Below are 17,246 nucleotides of genomic sequence, written 5' to 3'. Positions count from 1 at the left end.
GAGTTGAGTGGAATCAACTCAACTCTGTGCTCGTTGCACGTGATGAACCCGTGACCTCACGACCCTCAGGAGACAGCCCCGATGGAACTCACGCCGACGACCAAGGTCGCCGAGGCGCTCGCGCTCGCTCAGCGCACGGCGCAGGCCGCCGGTCACCCCGAGATCACCCCCGCGCACCTCGTCCTCGCGCTCGCCGAGCAGCCCGAGACGTCGACGCCCGCGCTGTTCGAGGCGGCCGGTACCACGGTCGCCGACGTCACCTCGGCCGCGCGCTCCGCGCTCTTGGGTAGGCCGGTGAGCTCCGGTCCCAGCACCGCCACCCCTTCGCTCGGGCAGGCCGCCCTCGGAGTGCTCCAGCAGGCGAGCACCCTCATGTCGGCCAAGGGCGACACCCACCTCGCCACCGACCTGCTCGTCCTCGCGCTCGTCGAGAAGGGCGCCCTGCCCGGTGTCGAGCGCTCCGCAGCGAAGGCCGTCGAGTCCCGCATCGACGAGCTCCGTGCCGGGCGCAAGGTGACGTCCGAGGCGCAGGAGAGCGGCAGCGAGTCCCTCGAGAAGTACGGCACCGACCTCACCGCCATGGCCCGCGACGGCAAGCTCGACCCGGTCATCGGGCGTGACTCCGAGATCCGCCGCGTGGTCCAGGTGCTGTCGCGCCGGACGAAGAACAACCCGGTCCTCATCGGTGAGCCCGGCGTCGGCAAGACCGCCGTCGTCGAGGGGCTCGCCCAGCGCATCGTCGACGGCGACGTCCCCGAGTCGCTGCGGGGCAAGCGCCTCATCAGCCTCGACCTCGGCGCGATGGTCGCCGGCGCGAAGTACCGCGGCGAGTTCGAGGAGCGGCTCAAGGCCGTTCTCGAGGAGATCAAGGCGAGCAACGGTGAGATCGTCACGTTCATCGACGAGCTCCACACCGTCGTCGGCGCCGGCGCGACCGGCGACAGCGCGATGGACGCCGGCAACATGCTCAAGCCGATGCTCGCCCGCGGCGAGCTCCGGCTCGTCGGCGCGACCACCCTCGACGAGTTCCGCGAGCACGTCGAGAAGGACCCCGCGCTCGAGCGCCGCTTCCAGCAGGTCTTCGTCGGGGAGCCGTCGGTCGAGGACACGGTGGCGATCCTGCGTGGGCTCAAGGAGCGCTACGAGGCGCACCACAAGGTCGAGATCGAGGACACCGCGCTCGTCGCGGCGGCCGCCCTGTCCGACCGCTACATCACCGGACGCCAGCTGCCCGACAAGGCGATCGACCTCGTCGACGAGGCGGCGTCGCGACTGCGGATGGAGATCGACTCCAGCCCCGTCGAGATCGACGAGCTCCGCCGGGCCGTCGACCGGCTCAAGATGGAGGAGCTGCACCTCGAGCGCGAGACCGACGAGGCGAGCAGGGCCCGACTGCACCTGCTTCGGGAGGACCTGGCCGACAAGGCCGAGCAGCTCTCCGCGCTCAACGCCCGCTGGGACGCCGAGAAGTCCGGGCTCAACCGGGTCGGCGACCTCAAGGCGCAGGTCGACGACGCCCGCACCCGCGCCGACCGGCTCCAGCGCGACGGCGACTACGAGGGCGCCTCGCGCCTGCTCTACGGCGAGATCCCCGAACTCGAGAAGCAGCTGGCCGCGGCCAGCGAGGCCGAGGTCGCCCGCAGCGGGGACGACCTCATGGTCAAGGAGCGCGTCGGCGCCGACGACATCGCCGAGGTCATCTCGGCGTGGACGGGCATCCCCGCCGGACGCCTCCTCCAGGGCGAGACCGAGAAGCTCCTCTCGATGGAGTCGATCATCGGCTCGCGCCTCATCGGCCAGACCTCGGCGGTGCAGGCCGTCGCCGACGCGGTGCGCCGCAGCCGGGCCGGCATCGCCGACCCCGACCGGCCCACCGGCAGCTTCCTCTTCCTCGGACCCACGGGTGTCGGCAAGACCGAGCTCGCGAAGGCGCTCGCCGACTTCCTCTTCGACGACGAGCGGGCCATGGTCCGGATCGACATGTCCGAGTACTCCGAGCGGCACGCCGTCGCCCGGCTCATCGGTGCACCCCCCGGATACATCGGGCACGAGGAGGGCGGCCAGCTCACCGAGGCGGTGCGCCGTCGGCCCTACTCGGTCGTGCTCCTCGACGAGGTCGAGAAGGCCCACCCCGAGACCTTCGACATCCTGCTCCAGGTGCTCGACGACGGGCGGCTCACCGACGGCCAGGGGCGGACGGTCGACTTCCGCAACGTCATCCTCGTCATGACGAGCAACCTCGGGAGCCAGTTCCTCATCGACCCGACGATGGACCCGGCGGCCAAGCACGACGCCGTCATGGCGACGGTGCGCACGGCGTTCAAGCCCGAGTTCCTCAACCGGCTCGACGAGGTCGTCGTCTTCGACCCGCTGAGCCGCGACGAGCTCGCGCACATCGTCGAGCTCCAGGTGCGTGCCCTCGGCCTCCGGCTCAAGGACCGTCGCATCGACCTCGAGGTCACCGACGCGGCGCGGGCCTGGCTCGCCGAGACCGGCTACGACCCGGCATACGGTGCTCGTCCGCTGCGCCGTCTCGTCCAGAAGGAGATCGGCGACCGCCTCGCGCGGGCGCTGCTCGCGGGTGACGTCCGCGACGGCCAGACGGTCACCGTGGACCGCGAGGGCGACACGCTCGCCCTGCGCTGACGGGGCGCCCGGCGAGTTTGCGCCGGGGTGGTTGTGCCTGTCGGTGGCGAGCACTACCTTGCGAGCGTGCCGCACGGTGCGGCACCACTCACCCAGGGGAACCTCGTCATGACTCTCAGCTCATCCCTGCGCGCCCGCACCCGCCGGGCCGCCCTCGTCACCCTCACCACGGCCTCGGTCCTCGTGAGCGGTGCCGTCGCCGCCGGCGCAGCGCCCTCGCCGGGCACGCCGTCCGGCGCCAAGCACAGCACGCGCCAGGGTGCGATCGGCACCCTCACGGCGGTGCCGGCCGCAGGAGCCCGCACGGCGGCGGTGACGATCCCGTCGACGTGTGCCGGGCTCATGCACCGCACCGTCGACGGTCGCGTCGACCGCTACGTCTACCGCGGCTCGCGCTTCACCCGCACCACGCTCGGTGAGCTGGTCTTCGACAACGGCCTCGAGACGCCTCAGGCGTTCGCGCTCGTCGCCCAGACCGCCGAGTACGACGTGTTCTTCGCGGTGCGCGCCAACGGCTCGCTGTGGCGCGTGGTCTGGGACGGCTCGGGCCTGTACTCCGAGCAGGTCAGCGCCCGCGGCTGGGGCGGCGTGCGCCACCTCACCGCGTCGCCGACCGGCACGATGCTCTACGCCCTCACGACGTCGGGTGGCCTCTACCGCTACTCGGTGACCCCGGCCCTCACCGTCAAGAGCCTCGGCGCCATCGCGACCTCCGGCTGGAGCGGTGTGCGCTTCCTCAGCGCGCTCCCCGCGGACGACACCTACGACGCGTTCGTCGGCGTCTTCAGCACGACCGGTGGCGTGAGCCAGTACCTCGTCGAGCGTTCCTCGGGACGCACGACGAGCAGCAAGTGGTTCACCTCCGGCTGGAGCACGATCCGCCACCTGTCCGTGGGCAGCTGCGCCAACTCGCCCGGCGCCTCGCTCATCGGCATCAACAACAGCAACAACGCCTTCGGCTACTACGACTCCAACATCTTCGACGGCAGCGCCGCCAACCTGCGCAGCGCCGGCCAGGTCGGGTCGGGCTTCTCGGGGCTCCTCACCGACTGAGGACCCGTCCGAACGACCGAGCCGAGCCGGTATGCCGTGGTGCGCCACGGCATACCGGCTCGTCTGCACCCGGCCAGTAGGGTGTGCGCCATGCGACGACGCGCTCTGCTGGCCGGTGCGGCCGCCGCCACCATCGGGATCCTCACCGCCTGCTCCGGGGGAGCCGAGCCCGAGGCCAAGGCGGACCCCAAGGCTGCGCTCGCCGCCGCCAAGTCCGCCTTCGACGCAGCGAAGTTCGTCGGGCTCACCCTGTCGAGCAAGGACGTGCCCAAGACCGAGAACGGCGTCACCGGCGCACTCGGCACCGGCGAGATCAGCGCCACCGAGCCCAAGTTCAAGGGCACCGTCACCGCGACGATCAAGGGCGTGAGCGGGTCGGCCGACGTCATCACGATCGGTGACACGGCCTACATGAAGTTCTTCACGCCGGGCTACAACCCGACCGACCTCGCCGAGCTCGGCGCCCCCAACCCGTCGAACTTCTTCGACCCGGCCAAGGGCATCTCGCAGCTCCTCGTCGACACCGTCGACCCCAAGGAGGGCAAGAAGGTGCGCGACGGCGCGGCGGTGCTCCAGCAGTACACCGGCTCGCTGCCCGGCGCCCGCATCAAGGACCTGTTCAACCTCGGCGACGGCACGGCGACCTTCCAGGTGACCTACGGGATCGCCGAGGGCAACCGGCTCCAGCTCGCCGAGATGACCGGGCCGTTCTTCGCCGGCACCACGTCGGTGTTCACCCTGCGCCTGAAGAACTACGGGACCGCGGTTGAGATCACCCGCCCCTAGGAGCGCTCGTCCCAGGGCACTGCTCGCGACCGCCTCGGTCGCCGTGGCGCTCGCCGCGGCCGACACCTATGTCGTCGTGCTCGCGCTCACCGACATGATGTCGGGGGTCGGCATCGGCATCGACTCGCTCCAGCGCGCGACGCCGATCATCTCCGGCTTCCTCCTCGGCTACATCGCCGTCCTCCCGCTCATCGGCCGCCTCGCCGACCTCACCTCGCGCCAGCGGGTGCTGCTCGGCTGCCTCGCCGTCTTCGTCGTGGGCTCGGCCGTCACGGCGCTCGCGGTCGAGCTGCCGGTCCTCGTCGCCGGCCGGGTCATCCAGGGCGTCGGCGGCGGTGGTCTCGTCCCCGCGACCCTCGCGATCGTCGCGCAGCTCTGGGACCGCGACCGCCGCGGCACCCCGCTCGGCGTCGTCGGCGCGGTGCAGGAGCTCGGCTCCGTGCTGGGTCCCGTGCTCGGCGCGGCGGTGCTCGCCGTCGCCGACTGGCGTGCGATCTTCTGGCTCAACGCGGTGCTCGGTGTGCTGCTCGCTGCCGCCGTGGTCGCCGTCGGCGGGGGTATGCCGTCCCGCCCCCGAGCGCTCCCCGTCGCCGTCACGCTCGTCGCGGCGGTGGCCGGGTGGCTGGCGCTGGCCGCACCCGAGGCGCTCGTGACGTCGGTGTCGCTCGGGGTGCCCTTCGTGCCGTTCGGCGACGCGACCTCGCGGCTGGCGACGCCGATCGGGGTGGTCGCGCTGCTGCTCGTGGTCGCCGCCGTGGCCCTGTGGGTGCGCGGCGCCTGGCCGGTGCTGCGACGGGCCGACCTGCTCGGCGCGCTGCTGCTCGGCGGGACGCTCGGGTGCGTCGTCCTCACCTTCGCCGCGGCCGACCCCGAGAAGGAGATCGTCGGGCCGCTCGGGTTCGCGCTCCTGCCGTTCGGTGCCGTCCTCGCCGCGCTCTACCTGCTGCACCACCGACGCGCGGACCAGCCGCTCGTCCCCCGTGGGGTGGTCGTCGGACGCACCCGCTGGTCGCTCCTCGTCTCCCTCTGTGTCGGCGTCGCGCTCGTCGCGGTCATCGTCGACGTCCCGCTGCTCGCGCGCTTGGTCCACACCGAGAGCGAGACCGTCGCGGCGTTCGTCCTCGTCAGGTTCCTCGTCGCCGTCCCGGTCGGCGCGCTCTTGGGCGGGTGGTCGCTGCGCCGGCTCGGTGACGGCCTCGTGAGCGGCACCGGTCTGGCGCTGGCCGCGGCCGGGCTCGTCGTCATGTCGACCTGGGGCCGTGGCTCGCTCGACCAGTGGTCCTCGACCGTCGTGCTGGCGCTCGTCGGTCTCGGCATCGGCCTCGCACTCGCGCCCGTCAACAACGCCGCCCTCGCCGACTCACCCGAGGACGCCCACGGCACGGCCAGCGCGCTCGTCGTCGTCGCCCGGATGATCGGCATGGTCGTCGGCCTCGCGCTACTGACCGCGATCGGGCTGCACGAGTACTACGCCACCGTCGCCGCGCTGCCCGACCAGACCGACGGCCAGGCCCTGCTCGACGCCGCGGTGGTGCAGGTCGAGTGGGTCTTCCGCGGGGCGGCCGTGGCCGCCGGGGTCGGTGCCCTTGCCTCGGTCTCCCTCGGGCTCACCCGGCGCCACGAGCTGCGCTGACCCTCGCGGCGCCCAGCCCGTGAGGGCGAGCCGGAGACCGGTGGCGAGCACGGTGCAGACGCCGAACATCACGAGGAAGCCCAGTGCCGTGCGCACCGTGAACGGGTCGTCGGAGACCACCGTGAGCCAGCCGACCATGGCCATCCAGCCGATGACGACGAGCGCACCCAGGGCGCGGACCCATCGCCGGGCCGAGGCGACGAGGGCCAACCCGAGGACGCCCGGCAGCAGGAGGCTGCCGGGTCCGAAGAAGAGCAGCACGGCAGGCAGGACGACGACCTTCCACCAGCGGGACCGGCGCCGGAGCCTGAGGTCGTAGGCGACGGCGAGCACCAGCCCGGCGACGGCGAAGAGCCCAAGGACGAAACCCGTTCCCTCCCAGGAGAACTGGGGTTCCTCGGTGAGGAGGTGCATGAAGCCGCGGGCCACGGCGCCGGTGAGCAGCCCGAGCCCGAGTCCCGCGCCGAGGTGGCGGAGGAGTCTCACCACGACACCGTGAGGCAGGCGAGGCGGGGGCCGGCGCCGCCGGTCTGCGGGTTGGTCGGGAGCGCGTGGATGACGACCGAGCGGTTGCCCGGCTGCGGGACGAACGGGACGCTCGCCGTGCCCGTCCCCGCGCCGTCGGCCACGGTGAAGTCGAGCCAGACCTCGGTGCGGTCGCTGACGCCCGCCACCGGCGTCTGGCCGTGGACGTGCGAGTTGTAGTGCGGCCCGGCCGCAGCGCCGTCACCGGCGATGCACGGGCCGTCGTGCAGGTGGGCGCCGAACGTCTGCCCCGACACGGAGGGGTCGATCCCCTTGACGGTGAGGAGCGCGTGGCTGCCCTTGGCCGACTCGACGATCTGGACGCGGGCCGAGGCACCGTCGAAGGGTCCGGGCGTGCCGAGCACGAAGTCACTGAGGGGGCCGCTGGTGCGCAGGAACGGTCCAAGTGCCAGCGCGGGGGTGGCGGTGAGGAGGACGATGGCGGTGGCGCCGACGGCTGTGCGAAGCGGTGAGGTGGTGAGCATCGGGATGTCCCTTCTTCGAGGTCGACGAGGTGCCGACACCGATGCAGACGTGCCTGTCACGCCGTCGGGTGACACGGCAGGACGCCCGAAAGAAGTCCGTCCGGGACGTCACCCGAAGCGCCCACCCCGGCCGTCTGTCAGGGCGATGGAGACCGTTGCCGAGATCGATCTCAAACCTCTCGACGTCGGGGGAGCGACCCCCGACGTCGTCGACCTGTTCGCGCAGGAGGCGGCCTCCCTTACGCGCCTGGCCCGGTTCTACCTCGACGACCGCACCGCTGCCGAGGACCTCGTCCAGGAGGCGTTCATCCGGCTCTCCCGCTCGGCCGGGCGGATCCGCCAACGTGGCAACGCGGCGGCATACCTGCGTTCGATCGTCATCAACCTCGCGCGCGACCACAACCGGCGCGGGCTCGTCTCGCTCCGGCACCGCCCCTCGGCACTGCCCGACGCGCCGTCCGCCGAGGAGGACGCCCACACCCGGGCCGAGCGGCAGGAGGTCATCGACGCGCTGCGGGCGTTGCCGCGGCGGCAACGGGACTGCGTGACGCTGCGCTACTACCTCGACCTGTCCATCCCCGACATCGCCGAGACGCTCGGACTGTCGGCCAACACCGTGAAGACCCATCTCCAGCGAGGCATGGCCAGCCTCGCCACGACCCTGGAGGGCACCCGATGACGCACCTCGAGGACAGGCTCACGAGTGCCCTGTCCGACTACCCCGTGGAACCCGCCCCCGACCTCTTCGAACGGGTCGTCGACGGCATCGCCGCCGACCGCGCCCGCCGACGGGCGGTGACCCGGTGGTCGGCCGTCGCCGTCGTCGTCGTCGTCCTGGCCGTCACGGCCGTCCTCACCCTCACGCCCCGAGTGAACGGAACCCTCGCCATGCCCTGGTGGATCCTCGAAGTCGCCACGAACCTCGCCCTCGTCGCCATCGCACTGTGGCTGGGTCCGTTCATCAAGAGGTTCGGGCGGGCCTACGCCGCCGACGTCTTCCACGACAACCCGCTCACCGGCAAGAGCTACATCGTGCTCACCGACATCGTCTACTACCTGATCTTCGCGGCCTACATCCTCTTCACCCTGCGCGTGGGGCCCGAGCCGACGTGGGCGCCGGCCCAGCCGATCACCGACGTCACGGCCGGCCAGGTGAAGTTCGAGCTCGAGCGGATCGGGGGCATCCTGCTCATCATCGGAATCCTGCACGGTCTCAACATCGTGCTCATGCCGGTGCTCGGCCGGCTCTTCTCGCTCAACCGCCGTCTGCCCGTGCCCTGACCCGCTCGCCGAGCGAGAACGCGCGGGTCACCCTAGGTTTGTCTGCATGGCCCCGACATCGCGCCTGCGCGCTGCCCGCACCCTCGCCCTCTCGACCGTCGCCGTCGTCGCCGCAGGTGGAGTCGCCCTCGCGGGCGGCCCGGCCAGCGCCGGCGTCCCGACGACGATGACCCCGATCGGCGGTGGCTACACGCTCGCCACGCTGCAGGGCTTCGCCCGCGCCGCCGCCGACGGTGCGAGCGGCCCGACCGTCGACATCGTCGTCATCCCCTCGTCCTACGGTGACGCCCCCGAGGACCGCGAGGAGAACCTCGCCCTCGCCCAGGAGCGGACCGACCAGGTCGACGCGGCCTGCGACGCGGTCGTGCCGGCACCGTTCACGGGCTGCACGGCGGTCCTGGCGCCGCTGCTCAACCGCGCCGATGCCGAGGACCCCGCGAACTCGGCCATGGTGACGACGCAGACCGACGGGTTCTTCATCCTCGGCGGCGACCAGGGCCTGGCGATGTCGATCCTCGCCGACACCCCGGCCGAGGACCGGATGGAGGCCGCGTTCGCCCGCGGCGCTGCCGTCGGTGGCACGAGCGCGGGCGCCGCGGTCGAGTCGCGCTCGATGATCAACGGCTACGTCGGTGACCTCGGCGCCTCGGACGGCCTCAAGCGGGGCAGTTCGCTCATGTGGTGGGGCGACGACTCCGACCGGGAGCGCGGGCTGCGGTTCGGCTCGGAGCGGGCGATCTACGACCAGCACTTCTACCAGCGCGGGCGCTTCGGCCGGCTGCTCTCGACCCTGGCCACCTCCGACGAGCACTTCGGCGGGAGGAGCAAGGTCGGTGTCGGCGTCGACTACGCCACCGGGGTCGTCAACACCTCGGACCGGCGCCTCTCGGGCGTGTTCGGGGCGACCTCGACCGCGGTGCTCGACCTCGAGACCCTCCGCTCGCCGGTCCGCTGGGTGGGCGAGGACGACGTGCTGTCCACGCGCAACGTCGTCACCCACCTCCTCACCCCCGACGCGCCCCGCGCGGCCACGACCTACGACCTCGCAACCCGCCGGCTGACCCTGGGCCGGTCGCAGGTCAAGGGGCCGCGCGCCGGCCACTGGCAGGCGCCGACGGCGAGCCGCGCCGCGGGCACCGTCTACCTCGGTGGCGACGTCGTCAACGGCGACTCGACCCAGGTGGTCGAGCAGTTCGTCGCCGAGGCCAGGGCAGCGACCCGCACCCCGGCCACGGCACGCATCGTCGTCATCTCGCTCGACGCGTCCGAGAGCGCGGCGGCCAAGGACTACGCGGCGGCCCTCACCGGGGCCGGCTGGCCGGGAACGGTGCAGCACACGGCATACGGCGTGGGGACGCCGGCCGACACCACGGGAGCGACGGCTGTCGTGGTCATCGGCGAGGACCCGACGAAGCTCGCCGCCGCGGTCGCCGACCGGTCCTTCTCGCGCTACCTCACCAAGGCCGTGACGACCGCCCCGGTGGTGCTCGCCGACCGGCACGCGGCCGGCGTCCTTGGTCAGTGGTGGTCCTCGAAGGCCGACCCGACCGGCTCGAACTACGAGGACGAGGCGATCGCCAACTTCCGCAGCGGTGACGGTCAGTGGAAGCGCGGGCTCGGTGTCGTCGACGGCAACGTCGTCCCGTCGCTCACCTACGACTACCGCTGGGGCAAGCTCTTCGACATCGGTCAGCGCGACGACCACACCCTGGCGGTCGGCATCGGCGAGGACACCGCGATCCGGCTCGGCGCGCGTCGCACCGCCACCGTCGTCGGTCCGGGCTCGGCCGTCGTCCTCGACCCGACCCAGGCCCGCTGGTGGACCGGCCCCAACGGTGCGATCGGCGCCGCCAACGTCCTGCTCAACACCTACGGCGACGGCGAGCGGCTCAGCGCTGGTCGATGAGCTCGATGAGGGCGTCGGCGACGGTGTCGGTGGCCTCGAGGGTGAGCATGTGCCCCTTGCCGGGCAGCACGGTGAGTCGTGAGCCCGGTATGCCGTCGTGCAGGTTGCGTGCCCAGCGCACCGGCGTGAGCCGGTCCTCGGTGCCGACGAGCACGTGCGTGGGGACGTCGGCGAGCTCGGCCATGGCCTCGGTCTCGTCGTGGTCGCGGATCGAGGCGAAGTAGCGTCCGGTCGTCGCGAGCGAGGTACGCCCCATGGTGCGGGTCGCGTCACGGACCCCGGCAGCAGGGGCGTCCTCGCCGAAGTTGAGCCTGCGGAGCACCGAGCCCGGCACGAACACCCCGGTGCGCAGCAACGGAACTCGCGCGGCGACGGCCATCGCGAGGGCCTCCCCACGAACCTCGCGGCGCCCCTCCACGGTGGCCGTGGTGGAGAGGAGGGCGACCCCGCGCACCCGCTCGCGGACGGCCTCGGTGTGCCGGCCGGCATACGCGAGGAGGGTCATGCCGCCCATGGAGTGGCCGCCGAGGACCAGCGGTCCGGTCGGGGCGGTGGCGTCGATGACGGCCGCGAGGTCGTCGGCCAGCGCCTTGATCGACTGCTCCCGGACCGAGCCCCAGGAGGACCGTCCGTGTCCGCGCTGGTCGTAGGTGACGACGCGAACTGCCCTGTGCGACTGGACCTCTCGCACGACCGGCTCCCAGCTCGACCGCGTGAGCGTCCAGCCGTGGGCGAGCACGAGCGTGGGGGCGTCGGGAGCCGGGGTCGTGCCCGGGACGAACTCGGTGGCGGCGAGGGTCGCGCCGTGGGGCGCGGGGATGCTCAGCGTGCGCTCGGTGGTGGCGCTCACGCGTCGGCCACCTGGATGACGACGGGGGCGTGGTCGCTCGCGCCCTGCCCCTTGCGCTCCTCGCGGTCGATGGCGGCGCCCTGGACGCGCCGGGCCAGCGGGTCGGAGGCGAGGATGAAGTCGATCCGCATGCCACGCCGCTTCGGGAACGCGAGTCGCTGGTAGTCCCAGTAGGTGAAGTCGCCGGGCTCGGTGTGAGGGCGGACGACGTCCGTGACCCCCGCGTCGAGGACGGACTGGAAGGCAGCACGCTCCGGCGGGCTCACGTGGCTCTTGTCGAGGTAGTACTCCATCGACCAGACGTCCTCGTCCTGCGGCGCGATGTTCCAGTCGCCCATGAGCGCGAACGGTGCACCGGTCGCGGCCCAGGCGGACGTCTGCGCGCGCAGGGTGTCGAGCCACGCGAGCTTGTACTGCATGTGCGGGTCGGTGATGTGCCGCCCGTTGGGGACGTAGAGCGACCAGAGACGGATGCCGTTGCACGTGGCCCCGATGGCCCGAGCCTCCTCGACGGCGGGCTCACCCCACTGCGGCAGGTCGGGGAAGCCGCGGCTCACGTCCTCGAGACCCACCCGGGAGACGATCGCGACGCCGTTCCACTGGTTGAGGCCGTGGTGCGCGACGGCATACCCGAGGTCCTCGAAGCGCTGGTGCGGGAACTGGTCCTCGCGGCACTTCGTCTCCTGAATCGCGAGGACGTCGACGTCGGTGCGTTGCAGCCAGGCCTCGACGCGGTCGATGCGGGAGCGGATGGAGTTGACGTTCCAGGTGGCGATGCGCACCCGGTCACACTAGGTGGTCCCTGGCCCAGAGGGCCGCACTCGTCCGGTCGGCGACCCCCAGCTCGCGGAAGACCTTGCCCAGGTGGGCCTTGACGGTGCGCTCGCTGATGCCGAGGGCGCGGGCGATCTGCTTGTTGGCGAGCCCGTCCGCGACGAGCCGCAGCACCTGCTCCTCCCGCGCGCTCAGGCCGTCGCCGGTGCGCTGGCCCCGCGTGGGGAGCAGGACCTGGGCGACCCGCGGGTCGAGCGGGGCCTGGCCGGCGGCCGCTGCGCGCACGGCGGCGAGCAGGGTGGCCGGCTCGCCGTCCTTGAGCTGGTAGCCGACGGCACCGGCGTCGAGCGCGGCGGTGACGCGGGCCCGGTCCGAGAACGACGTGAGCACGACGACCCGCGACTCGGGCAGCTCCTCGAGCACGGCGGCCGTCGCAGCGACACCGTCCATGCCCGGCATCGAGAGGTCCATGAGGACGACCTCGGGACGCAGCTCGGTGGCGAGCGAGACGGCGTCGGCCCCGTCGGCCGCCTGCCCGACGACGGAGATGTCCCCGCTCGCCTCGAGCAGGGTGGTGAGGCCCGCGCGGACCATCGCATGGTCGTCGACGACGAGCACTCGGATCACGAAGCAGCTCCTTGGTCGGGAAGTCGCAGGCGCCAGCGTGTGCCGTGGCCGGGTGCAGTCTGCAGGGCGAGCTCGGCGCCCGCGTCGGAGGCCAGGTCGGCGAGGACCTTCATGCCGAAGTGTCCCGGTGGGGGGTCGGCGACGACGGCGGGGTCGAAGCCGGGGCCGTCGTCCGCGACGAGCAGGGTGACGCCGTCGTCCTCACGCGACAGGCGGAGCAGGACGTGGCAGGGGGCGGCGTGCGTCGCGGCGTTGCGCAGGCACTCCTGGGCGATCCGGTGGATGAGCCGCTGCTCGTCCTCGGGGAGGCTGACGCCCGGGTCGACGTCGAGCTCGACGTCGACGTCGCGGCCGTGGGTCGTCGCGGCGACGTCCGACAGGACGGTCGTCGGGTCGGCGCCGGAGAGGCTCTCGGGATAGATCTCGACGAGCAGCGAGCGCAGCGCCCGGGCGTTGCCGCGTGTCGCGACGGCCAGGCGGTCGAGGGTCGCGGCGAGCTCGGTGTCGCCACGCTGGGCGGCCTGCTCGGCCGCGCCCGAGGCCGCGAACGACGACGCGACGAGCTCCTGCACCGGGCCGTCGTGGAGGGTGCCGGCGATCCGGCGGCGTTCGGCGTCCGAGGCCTCGAGCGAGCGTTCGAGGGTGCGCTCGCGGTGACGGGTGACCTCGCGCAGCCGCCCGAGCAGCCGCGACAGCACCGGTGCCATGAGGACGACGAGCAGCAGCAGGCTGCTCAGGGTGACGCCGACGAACCCGCGTCGCAGCTCGGCGGCCCGCTCGCTCACGACGTCGTATGCCGTGTAGGTCTCGAAGAGCATCTCGCGCCCGGAGGGTGTCCAGACCGGGCGGTAGACCTCGAGGAGGCGGCCACCGGTCTCGAACTCGTTCTCGGTTTCGTCGAGCTGCGACACCTCCGCGATGGTGCGGGGGTCGGCGAGCGCGTTCCTCTGGTCCTCCGACAGCGGGAACGTCCGGCCGATGAGGTGGGCCTCGTCGGCGTAGACGATCGTGCCGCCCGGCGACCAGATCTTGACCCGGACGATCTCGTCGCCGATGACGACGTCGCGCACGACCTTGTCGAGATTCGTGGAGGCGCCGTCGACCCCGTCGAGCAGGTCGTCGGTGAGCAGGGGCGTGATGACGGCGTCCGCGATGAGGTCGGCAGCAGCGGCGGCGTCGTTGACGGCCTCCCGCTCGGCGAGGCGGCCCGCCGCGAACGTCGCGAGCCCGGCGACGACGACGAGGACGAGCGCGAGGGCGGCGACCATCTGGGTGAGGACCCGGCGAGGCGTGACCGCGGGGGAGAGGTCGGTGCGGGTGCCCGGTGTGGAGACGAGGGTCCAGCCGGGTCCGCCGGGATCGGTGCGGGGGCGCGGCGGGGCCGCCGCGGCGGGTGCCACGGCGGCCGGGTCGGGTGCGATCGCCACTCAGTCATCGCCTCCGTGGCCACCGTGGTCGTCAGGTCGGGTGTCGTCCGACCCGCCCGAGCGACCGGAGTGCCCGGAGCCGGAGCCGCTCGATCCCGAGCCGCTGGAGCCCGAGCGGCTCGAGTCGTCCGAGCTCGTCGTGGTGCGGCGGTCGTCGCCGGGCTCGGTGCGCTGGTCGCGCGGGGTGTCGCCGCCGTGGTCGTCCGCGGTCGTGTCGTCGTGGTGACGGCTGGTCGACCCCGAGGAGCCGGACGAGCCGGAGCCGGACGAGCCGGAGCCCGAGCTGGAGCCGGAGCGGTGCGGCCGGCGGTCGTCGCCGGGCTCGGTGCGCTGGTCGCGCGGCGTGCGGCCACCGTGGTCGTCGCTGGCCGACGGGCTGGGGCTCGACGAGATCGAGGGTGAGGGGGTCGAGGCCATGCGGACGACCTGGCCACTGGCCGGGACCCGCACCGGGACCGCCTCCGAGAACGAGGCGTTGGCCCACAGGCCGATGACTGCGGGGCAGACCGCGACGGTCATCCCTGCCAGAACCATTCCCATGCGCTTCATGATGTCTCCTTGGTCGAGAGGATGTGAGGTGATCAGCGTCGGCCGCACCCATGGACCCGCACCATTGGGCGATGGTCGTAGTACCTCGTGAGGTGGGCGGACGGCATACGACGAGGGGAGTGCGGCATACGGTGGGCGCATGACCACCGCACTCGTCACGGGAGCCACGGCCGGGATCGGCCGCGAGTTCGCCCTCCAGCTCGCTGCCCGCGGCGACGACGTCGTCCTCGTCGCCCGCGACGTGCCCAGGCTCGAGGCTCTCGCCGCCGAGCTGCGGGCCGCGCACGGCGTGCAGGTCGAGGTGCTGCCCGCCGACCTCTCCGACCGCGCCCAGCTCGACCGGGTGGCCCAGCGGCTGGCCTCGACCGACGCGCCGGTCGACGTGCTCGTCAACAACGCCGGGTTCTCGCTCAAGGGGTCCTTCCTCGACAACGACGTCGCCGCAGAGGAGGGCCTGTTCGACGTGCTGTCGAGGGCGGTGCTCGTGCTCTCGCACGCCGCGGGTCGCGCGATGCGCGCGCGGGGCCGGGGTGCCATCGTCAACGTCTCGTCGGTCGCGTCGTTCCTCACGTCGGGCACCTACTCCGCGAACAAGTCCTTCGTCACCGTGTTCAGTGAAGGCCTCGCGGCCGAGCTCGCGGGCACCGGGGTCACGGTGACCGCGCTGTGCCCGGGGTTCACGCACACCGAGTTCCACCAGCGGGCCGACCTCGACATGTCGTCGATGCCCGAGTTCCTGTGGCTCGACGCGCCCCGGCTCGTGCGCGACGCGCTCGCCGACGTCGACAAGGGCAAGGTCGTCTCGGTGCCGGGCCGGCAGTACAAGGCGATCGTCACCGCGTTGCGCGTGCTCCCGCGTCCCCTCGTGCGCTCGCGCTCGCGGCGGGCGCACCGCCCGTCCTCGCACTGAGCCACGGTCACGCGCCAGGCGGTCAGCGGGCTGCCGGTCCCCAGTCGACGTGGTTCTCCTCCTGGCTGGGGCTGTCCACGAGCGTGCGCACGTTCGTCCCGTCGGTGTCCATGACACACAGGCCCGAGTTCGTGCCCCGCCCCCCACGAAGGACGCAGCCGAAGACGATCCGGCGCCCGTCGGGGGAGGCCTTGGGTTTGAAGCCGCCCCGGTCGGTGGTCCCGGCGAACAGCACGCTCGCCCGTCCGGACCCGTCCGCCGCCACGCGTTCGACCTGGTCGTTCGCGACGGTGTCCGTGATGCCGGACCAGACGTTGTAGAGCACCGACCTGCCGTCAGCGGACCAGTCAGCGTGCTCGGCCCACCTCCCGGCTGCGGGCAGTGCGCGTTCGCCGCCGGTCGCGAGGTCGCGCACCATGACCGAGGTCGTGAGCTTCTGGCCTGCCTGCGTGACCCGGACGAAGAGGACCGAGGTGCCGTCCGGAGAGACCTTTGGCTCCAAGTCCCACGTGTCGGGGTTGCCGAGGCGCTGCTGCTGCGAGCCGTCGGCCCTCATCCGCCAGAGCGTGGTCCGGTAGCCACTCCCCGTGACGACCGGGCTGTGGACGTAGACCAGGGCGGAGCCGTCGGGCGTCCACGCGGGCGACCCGTGCTCCCCCGGCCCGGACGTGAGGATCCTGACGTCGCTGCCGTCGGGCGCCATGGTGGCGACCTGCCACGAGCCGTCCGCGAGGCCGACCGTGTAGGCGATCCGGTCACCGCTCGGCGACCACTCGGGGTAGGCGGACTCGCCCTGGGTCAGCTGCACCTCGTCGCTGCCGTCCGGGTCGATGGCGTAGAGGGCGACGACCTGGCCGTAGCCGTCGTCGACCCGGGTGATCCGGCCGAAGACGATGCGGCCGTCGGGGTCGGGACGGGCCGCGGTCGGCGTCCGCGTCGGCTCCGCCGCCGTGTCGCCGTCCCCGGAGGAGCAGCCGGCGAGGGCGAGGGTGAGGACCGCGCCGAGGCAGGTCGTACGTCCGGCACGTCGTCCTCGCATGAGCGTCCTCCCGTCGGGACGAGAAGGTGACTCCTTGAACGGTAGCGACGGCACGGCATACAGGGAATGGCACGGCGACCCCGCCGAGACCCACCGGTCGAGCCAGTCCTTCGCGCCGAGGGTGGGTAGCCTCGGGGCCGTGACTGACATCGCTGCCGACCGCGCCCGCCTGCTCGAGATCATCAAGGACAAGGCCATCGTCCACGGCCGCGTCACGCTGTCGTCGGGCAAGGAGGCCGACTACTACGTCGACCTGCGCCGCATCACCCTCGACGGTGAGGCGAGCCCGCTCGTCGGCCGGGTCATGCGCGACCTCGCTGCCGACCTCGAGTTCGACGCCGTCGGCGGGCTGACCCTGGGCGCCGACCCGGTGGCGACCTCGATGCTCCACGCGGCTGCCGCTGCGGGGGAGCGCCTCGACGCCTTCGTCGTCCGCAAGGCCGGCAAGGCGCACGGCCTCCAGCAGCGGATCGAGGGACCGTCGATCGAGGGTCGTCGCGTGCTCATCGTCGAGGACACGTCGACGACGGGCGCTTCGCCGCTCGACGCCGCGAAGGCCGCCCAGGAGGCCGGGGCCACCGTCGTCGGTGTCGCGACCATCGCCGACCGCGCCACGGGTGCCGCCCAGGTCTTCGCCGGCGCCGGTCTGGGCTACCGGCACGCCTTCGGGCTCGAGGACCTCGGCCTGGCGTGACCCGCACGGTCGTGCCCCTGCGGATCCCGGGGCTCGCGGCAGGCAGGCCCTAGGATCGCGA

16 protein-coding genes are annotated in these 17,246 nt (G+C 72.5%); 9 read left to right on the top strand and 7 right to left on the bottom strand.

The features are described 5' to 3' along the window. Window positions 1-81: 81 nt before the first annotated feature. The 4 genes from clpB to KLO01_RS04655 all read left to right on the top strand — a co-directional run bounded on the left by clpB (window position 82) and on the right by KLO01_RS04655 (window position 6,118). Window positions 82-2,646, top strand: a complete 2,565-nt coding sequence (clpB, locus tag KLO01_RS04670; protein WP_147062548.1) for an ATP-dependent chaperone ClpB — start codon at window positions 82-84, stop codon at window positions 2,644-2,646. A 108-nt stretch (window positions 2,647-2,754) separates the two neighbouring features. Further along, window positions 2,755-3,699 (top strand): hypothetical protein, encoded by a 945-nt coding sequence (locus KLO01_RS04665; protein WP_147062546.1) that lies wholly within the window; start codon window positions 2,755-2,757, stop codon window positions 3,697-3,699. A 90-nt stretch (window positions 3,700-3,789) separates the two neighbouring features. Next, on the top strand, window positions 3,790-4,485 hold the full coding sequence (locus tag KLO01_RS04660; protein ID WP_147062544.1) for an LppX_LprAFG lipoprotein: 696 nt from the start codon (window positions 3,790-3,792) through the stop codon (window positions 4,483-4,485). Further along, on the top strand, window positions 4,466-6,118 hold the full coding sequence (locus tag KLO01_RS04655) for an MFS transporter (RefSeq protein WP_186827903.1): 1,653 nt from the start codon (window positions 4,466-4,468) through the stop codon (window positions 6,116-6,118). Before KLO01_RS04660 ends, KLO01_RS04655 begins: the two co-directional genes overlap by 20 nt. A gap of 482 nt (window positions 6,119-6,600) precedes the next feature. Here KLO01_RS04655 and KLO01_RS04650 read toward each other — a convergent pair whose 3' ends face one another. Continuing rightward, a complete protein-coding gene (locus KLO01_RS04650) occupies window positions 6,601-7,128 on the bottom strand; it encodes a superoxide dismutase family protein (protein ID WP_147062542.1) in 528 nt (175 codons plus the stop codon). A gap of 145 nt (window positions 7,129-7,273) precedes the next feature. Between KLO01_RS04650 and KLO01_RS04645 the strand changes: the two genes are divergently transcribed. The 3 genes from KLO01_RS04645 to KLO01_RS04635 are packed head-to-tail and all read left to right on the top strand — an operon-like array spanning window position 7,274 to window position 10,315. After that, entirely contained in the window at window positions 7,274-7,807 is a 534-nt protein-coding gene (locus tag KLO01_RS04645; protein ID WP_147062539.1) for an RNA polymerase sigma factor, read from the top strand. Further along, window positions 7,804-8,409: a hypothetical protein gene (locus KLO01_RS04640; RefSeq protein WP_147062537.1), complete on the top strand. Its 606-nt coding sequence runs from the start codon at window positions 7,804-7,806 to the stop codon at window positions 8,407-8,409. The genes KLO01_RS04645 and KLO01_RS04640 overlap by 4 nt, the downstream gene beginning before the upstream one ends. 46 nt (window positions 8,410-8,455) lie before the next feature. Beyond that, entirely contained in the window at window positions 8,456-10,315 is a 1,860-nt protein-coding gene (locus tag KLO01_RS04635) for a cyanophycinase (protein WP_147062535.1), read from the top strand. On the opposite strand, the gene KLO01_RS04630 is transcribed toward KLO01_RS04635, so the two are convergent. From KLO01_RS04630 to KLO01_RS17045, 5 genes are read right to left on the bottom strand one after another with little or no spacing between them, the layout of a single operon-like run. Further along, window positions 10,299-11,165, bottom strand: a complete 867-nt coding sequence (locus KLO01_RS04630) for an alpha/beta fold hydrolase (RefSeq protein ID WP_147062533.1) — start codon at window positions 11,163-11,165, stop codon at window positions 10,299-10,301. The two genes, KLO01_RS04635 and KLO01_RS04630, sit on opposite strands and share 17 nt — an antisense overlap. Continuing rightward, window positions 11,162-11,947, bottom strand: a complete 786-nt coding sequence (locus KLO01_RS04625; RefSeq protein ID WP_147062530.1) for an exodeoxyribonuclease III — start codon at window positions 11,945-11,947, stop codon at window positions 11,162-11,164. Before KLO01_RS04625 ends, KLO01_RS04630 begins: the two co-directional genes overlap by 4 nt. Window positions 11,948-11,951: 4 nt before the next feature. Then, a complete protein-coding gene (locus KLO01_RS04620; protein ID WP_147062528.1) occupies window positions 11,952-12,566 on the bottom strand; it encodes a response regulator in 615 nt (204 codons plus the stop codon). Next, window positions 12,563-13,993, bottom strand: coding sequence for a sensor histidine kinase (locus KLO01_RS04615; protein ID WP_147062527.1), 1,431 nt, complete (start codon window positions 13,991-13,993; stop codon window positions 12,563-12,565). The genes KLO01_RS04620 and KLO01_RS04615 overlap by 4 nt, the downstream gene beginning before the upstream one ends. Then, window positions 13,994-14,542, bottom strand: a complete 549-nt coding sequence (locus KLO01_RS17045; protein WP_186827902.1) for a hypothetical protein — start codon at window positions 14,540-14,542, stop codon at window positions 13,994-13,996. 139 nt (window positions 14,543-14,681) lie between these two features. Between KLO01_RS17045 and KLO01_RS04600 the strand changes: the two genes are divergently transcribed. Then, a complete protein-coding gene (locus KLO01_RS04600; protein WP_147062521.1) occupies window positions 14,682-15,452 on the top strand; it encodes an SDR family NAD(P)-dependent oxidoreductase in 771 nt (256 codons plus the stop codon). 22 nt (window positions 15,453-15,474) lie between these two features. Here the strand turns inward: KLO01_RS04600 and KLO01_RS04595 are convergent, their stop codons facing one another. After that, window positions 15,475-16,491, bottom strand: coding sequence for a TolB family protein (locus KLO01_RS04595; protein ID WP_147062518.1), 1,017 nt, complete (start codon window positions 16,489-16,491; stop codon window positions 15,475-15,477). 139 nt (window positions 16,492-16,630) lie between these two features. Between KLO01_RS04595 and pyrE the strand changes: the two genes are divergently transcribed. Further along, on the top strand, window positions 16,631-17,185 hold the full coding sequence (gene pyrE / locus KLO01_RS04590) for an orotate phosphoribosyltransferase (protein ID WP_147062516.1): 555 nt from the start codon (window positions 16,631-16,633) through the stop codon (window positions 17,183-17,185). The last annotated feature ends 61 nt before the right edge of the window (window positions 17,186-17,246 follow it).

Source organism: Knoellia locipacati (assembly GCF_007992835.1).
Taxonomy (GTDB): Bacteria; Actinomycetota; Actinomycetes; order Actinomycetales; family Dermatophilaceae; genus Knoellia; species Knoellia locipacati.
The sequence above is the reverse complement of the archived record's forward strand: the minus strand, read 5'-3'. Positions and strand labels throughout refer to the sequence as shown.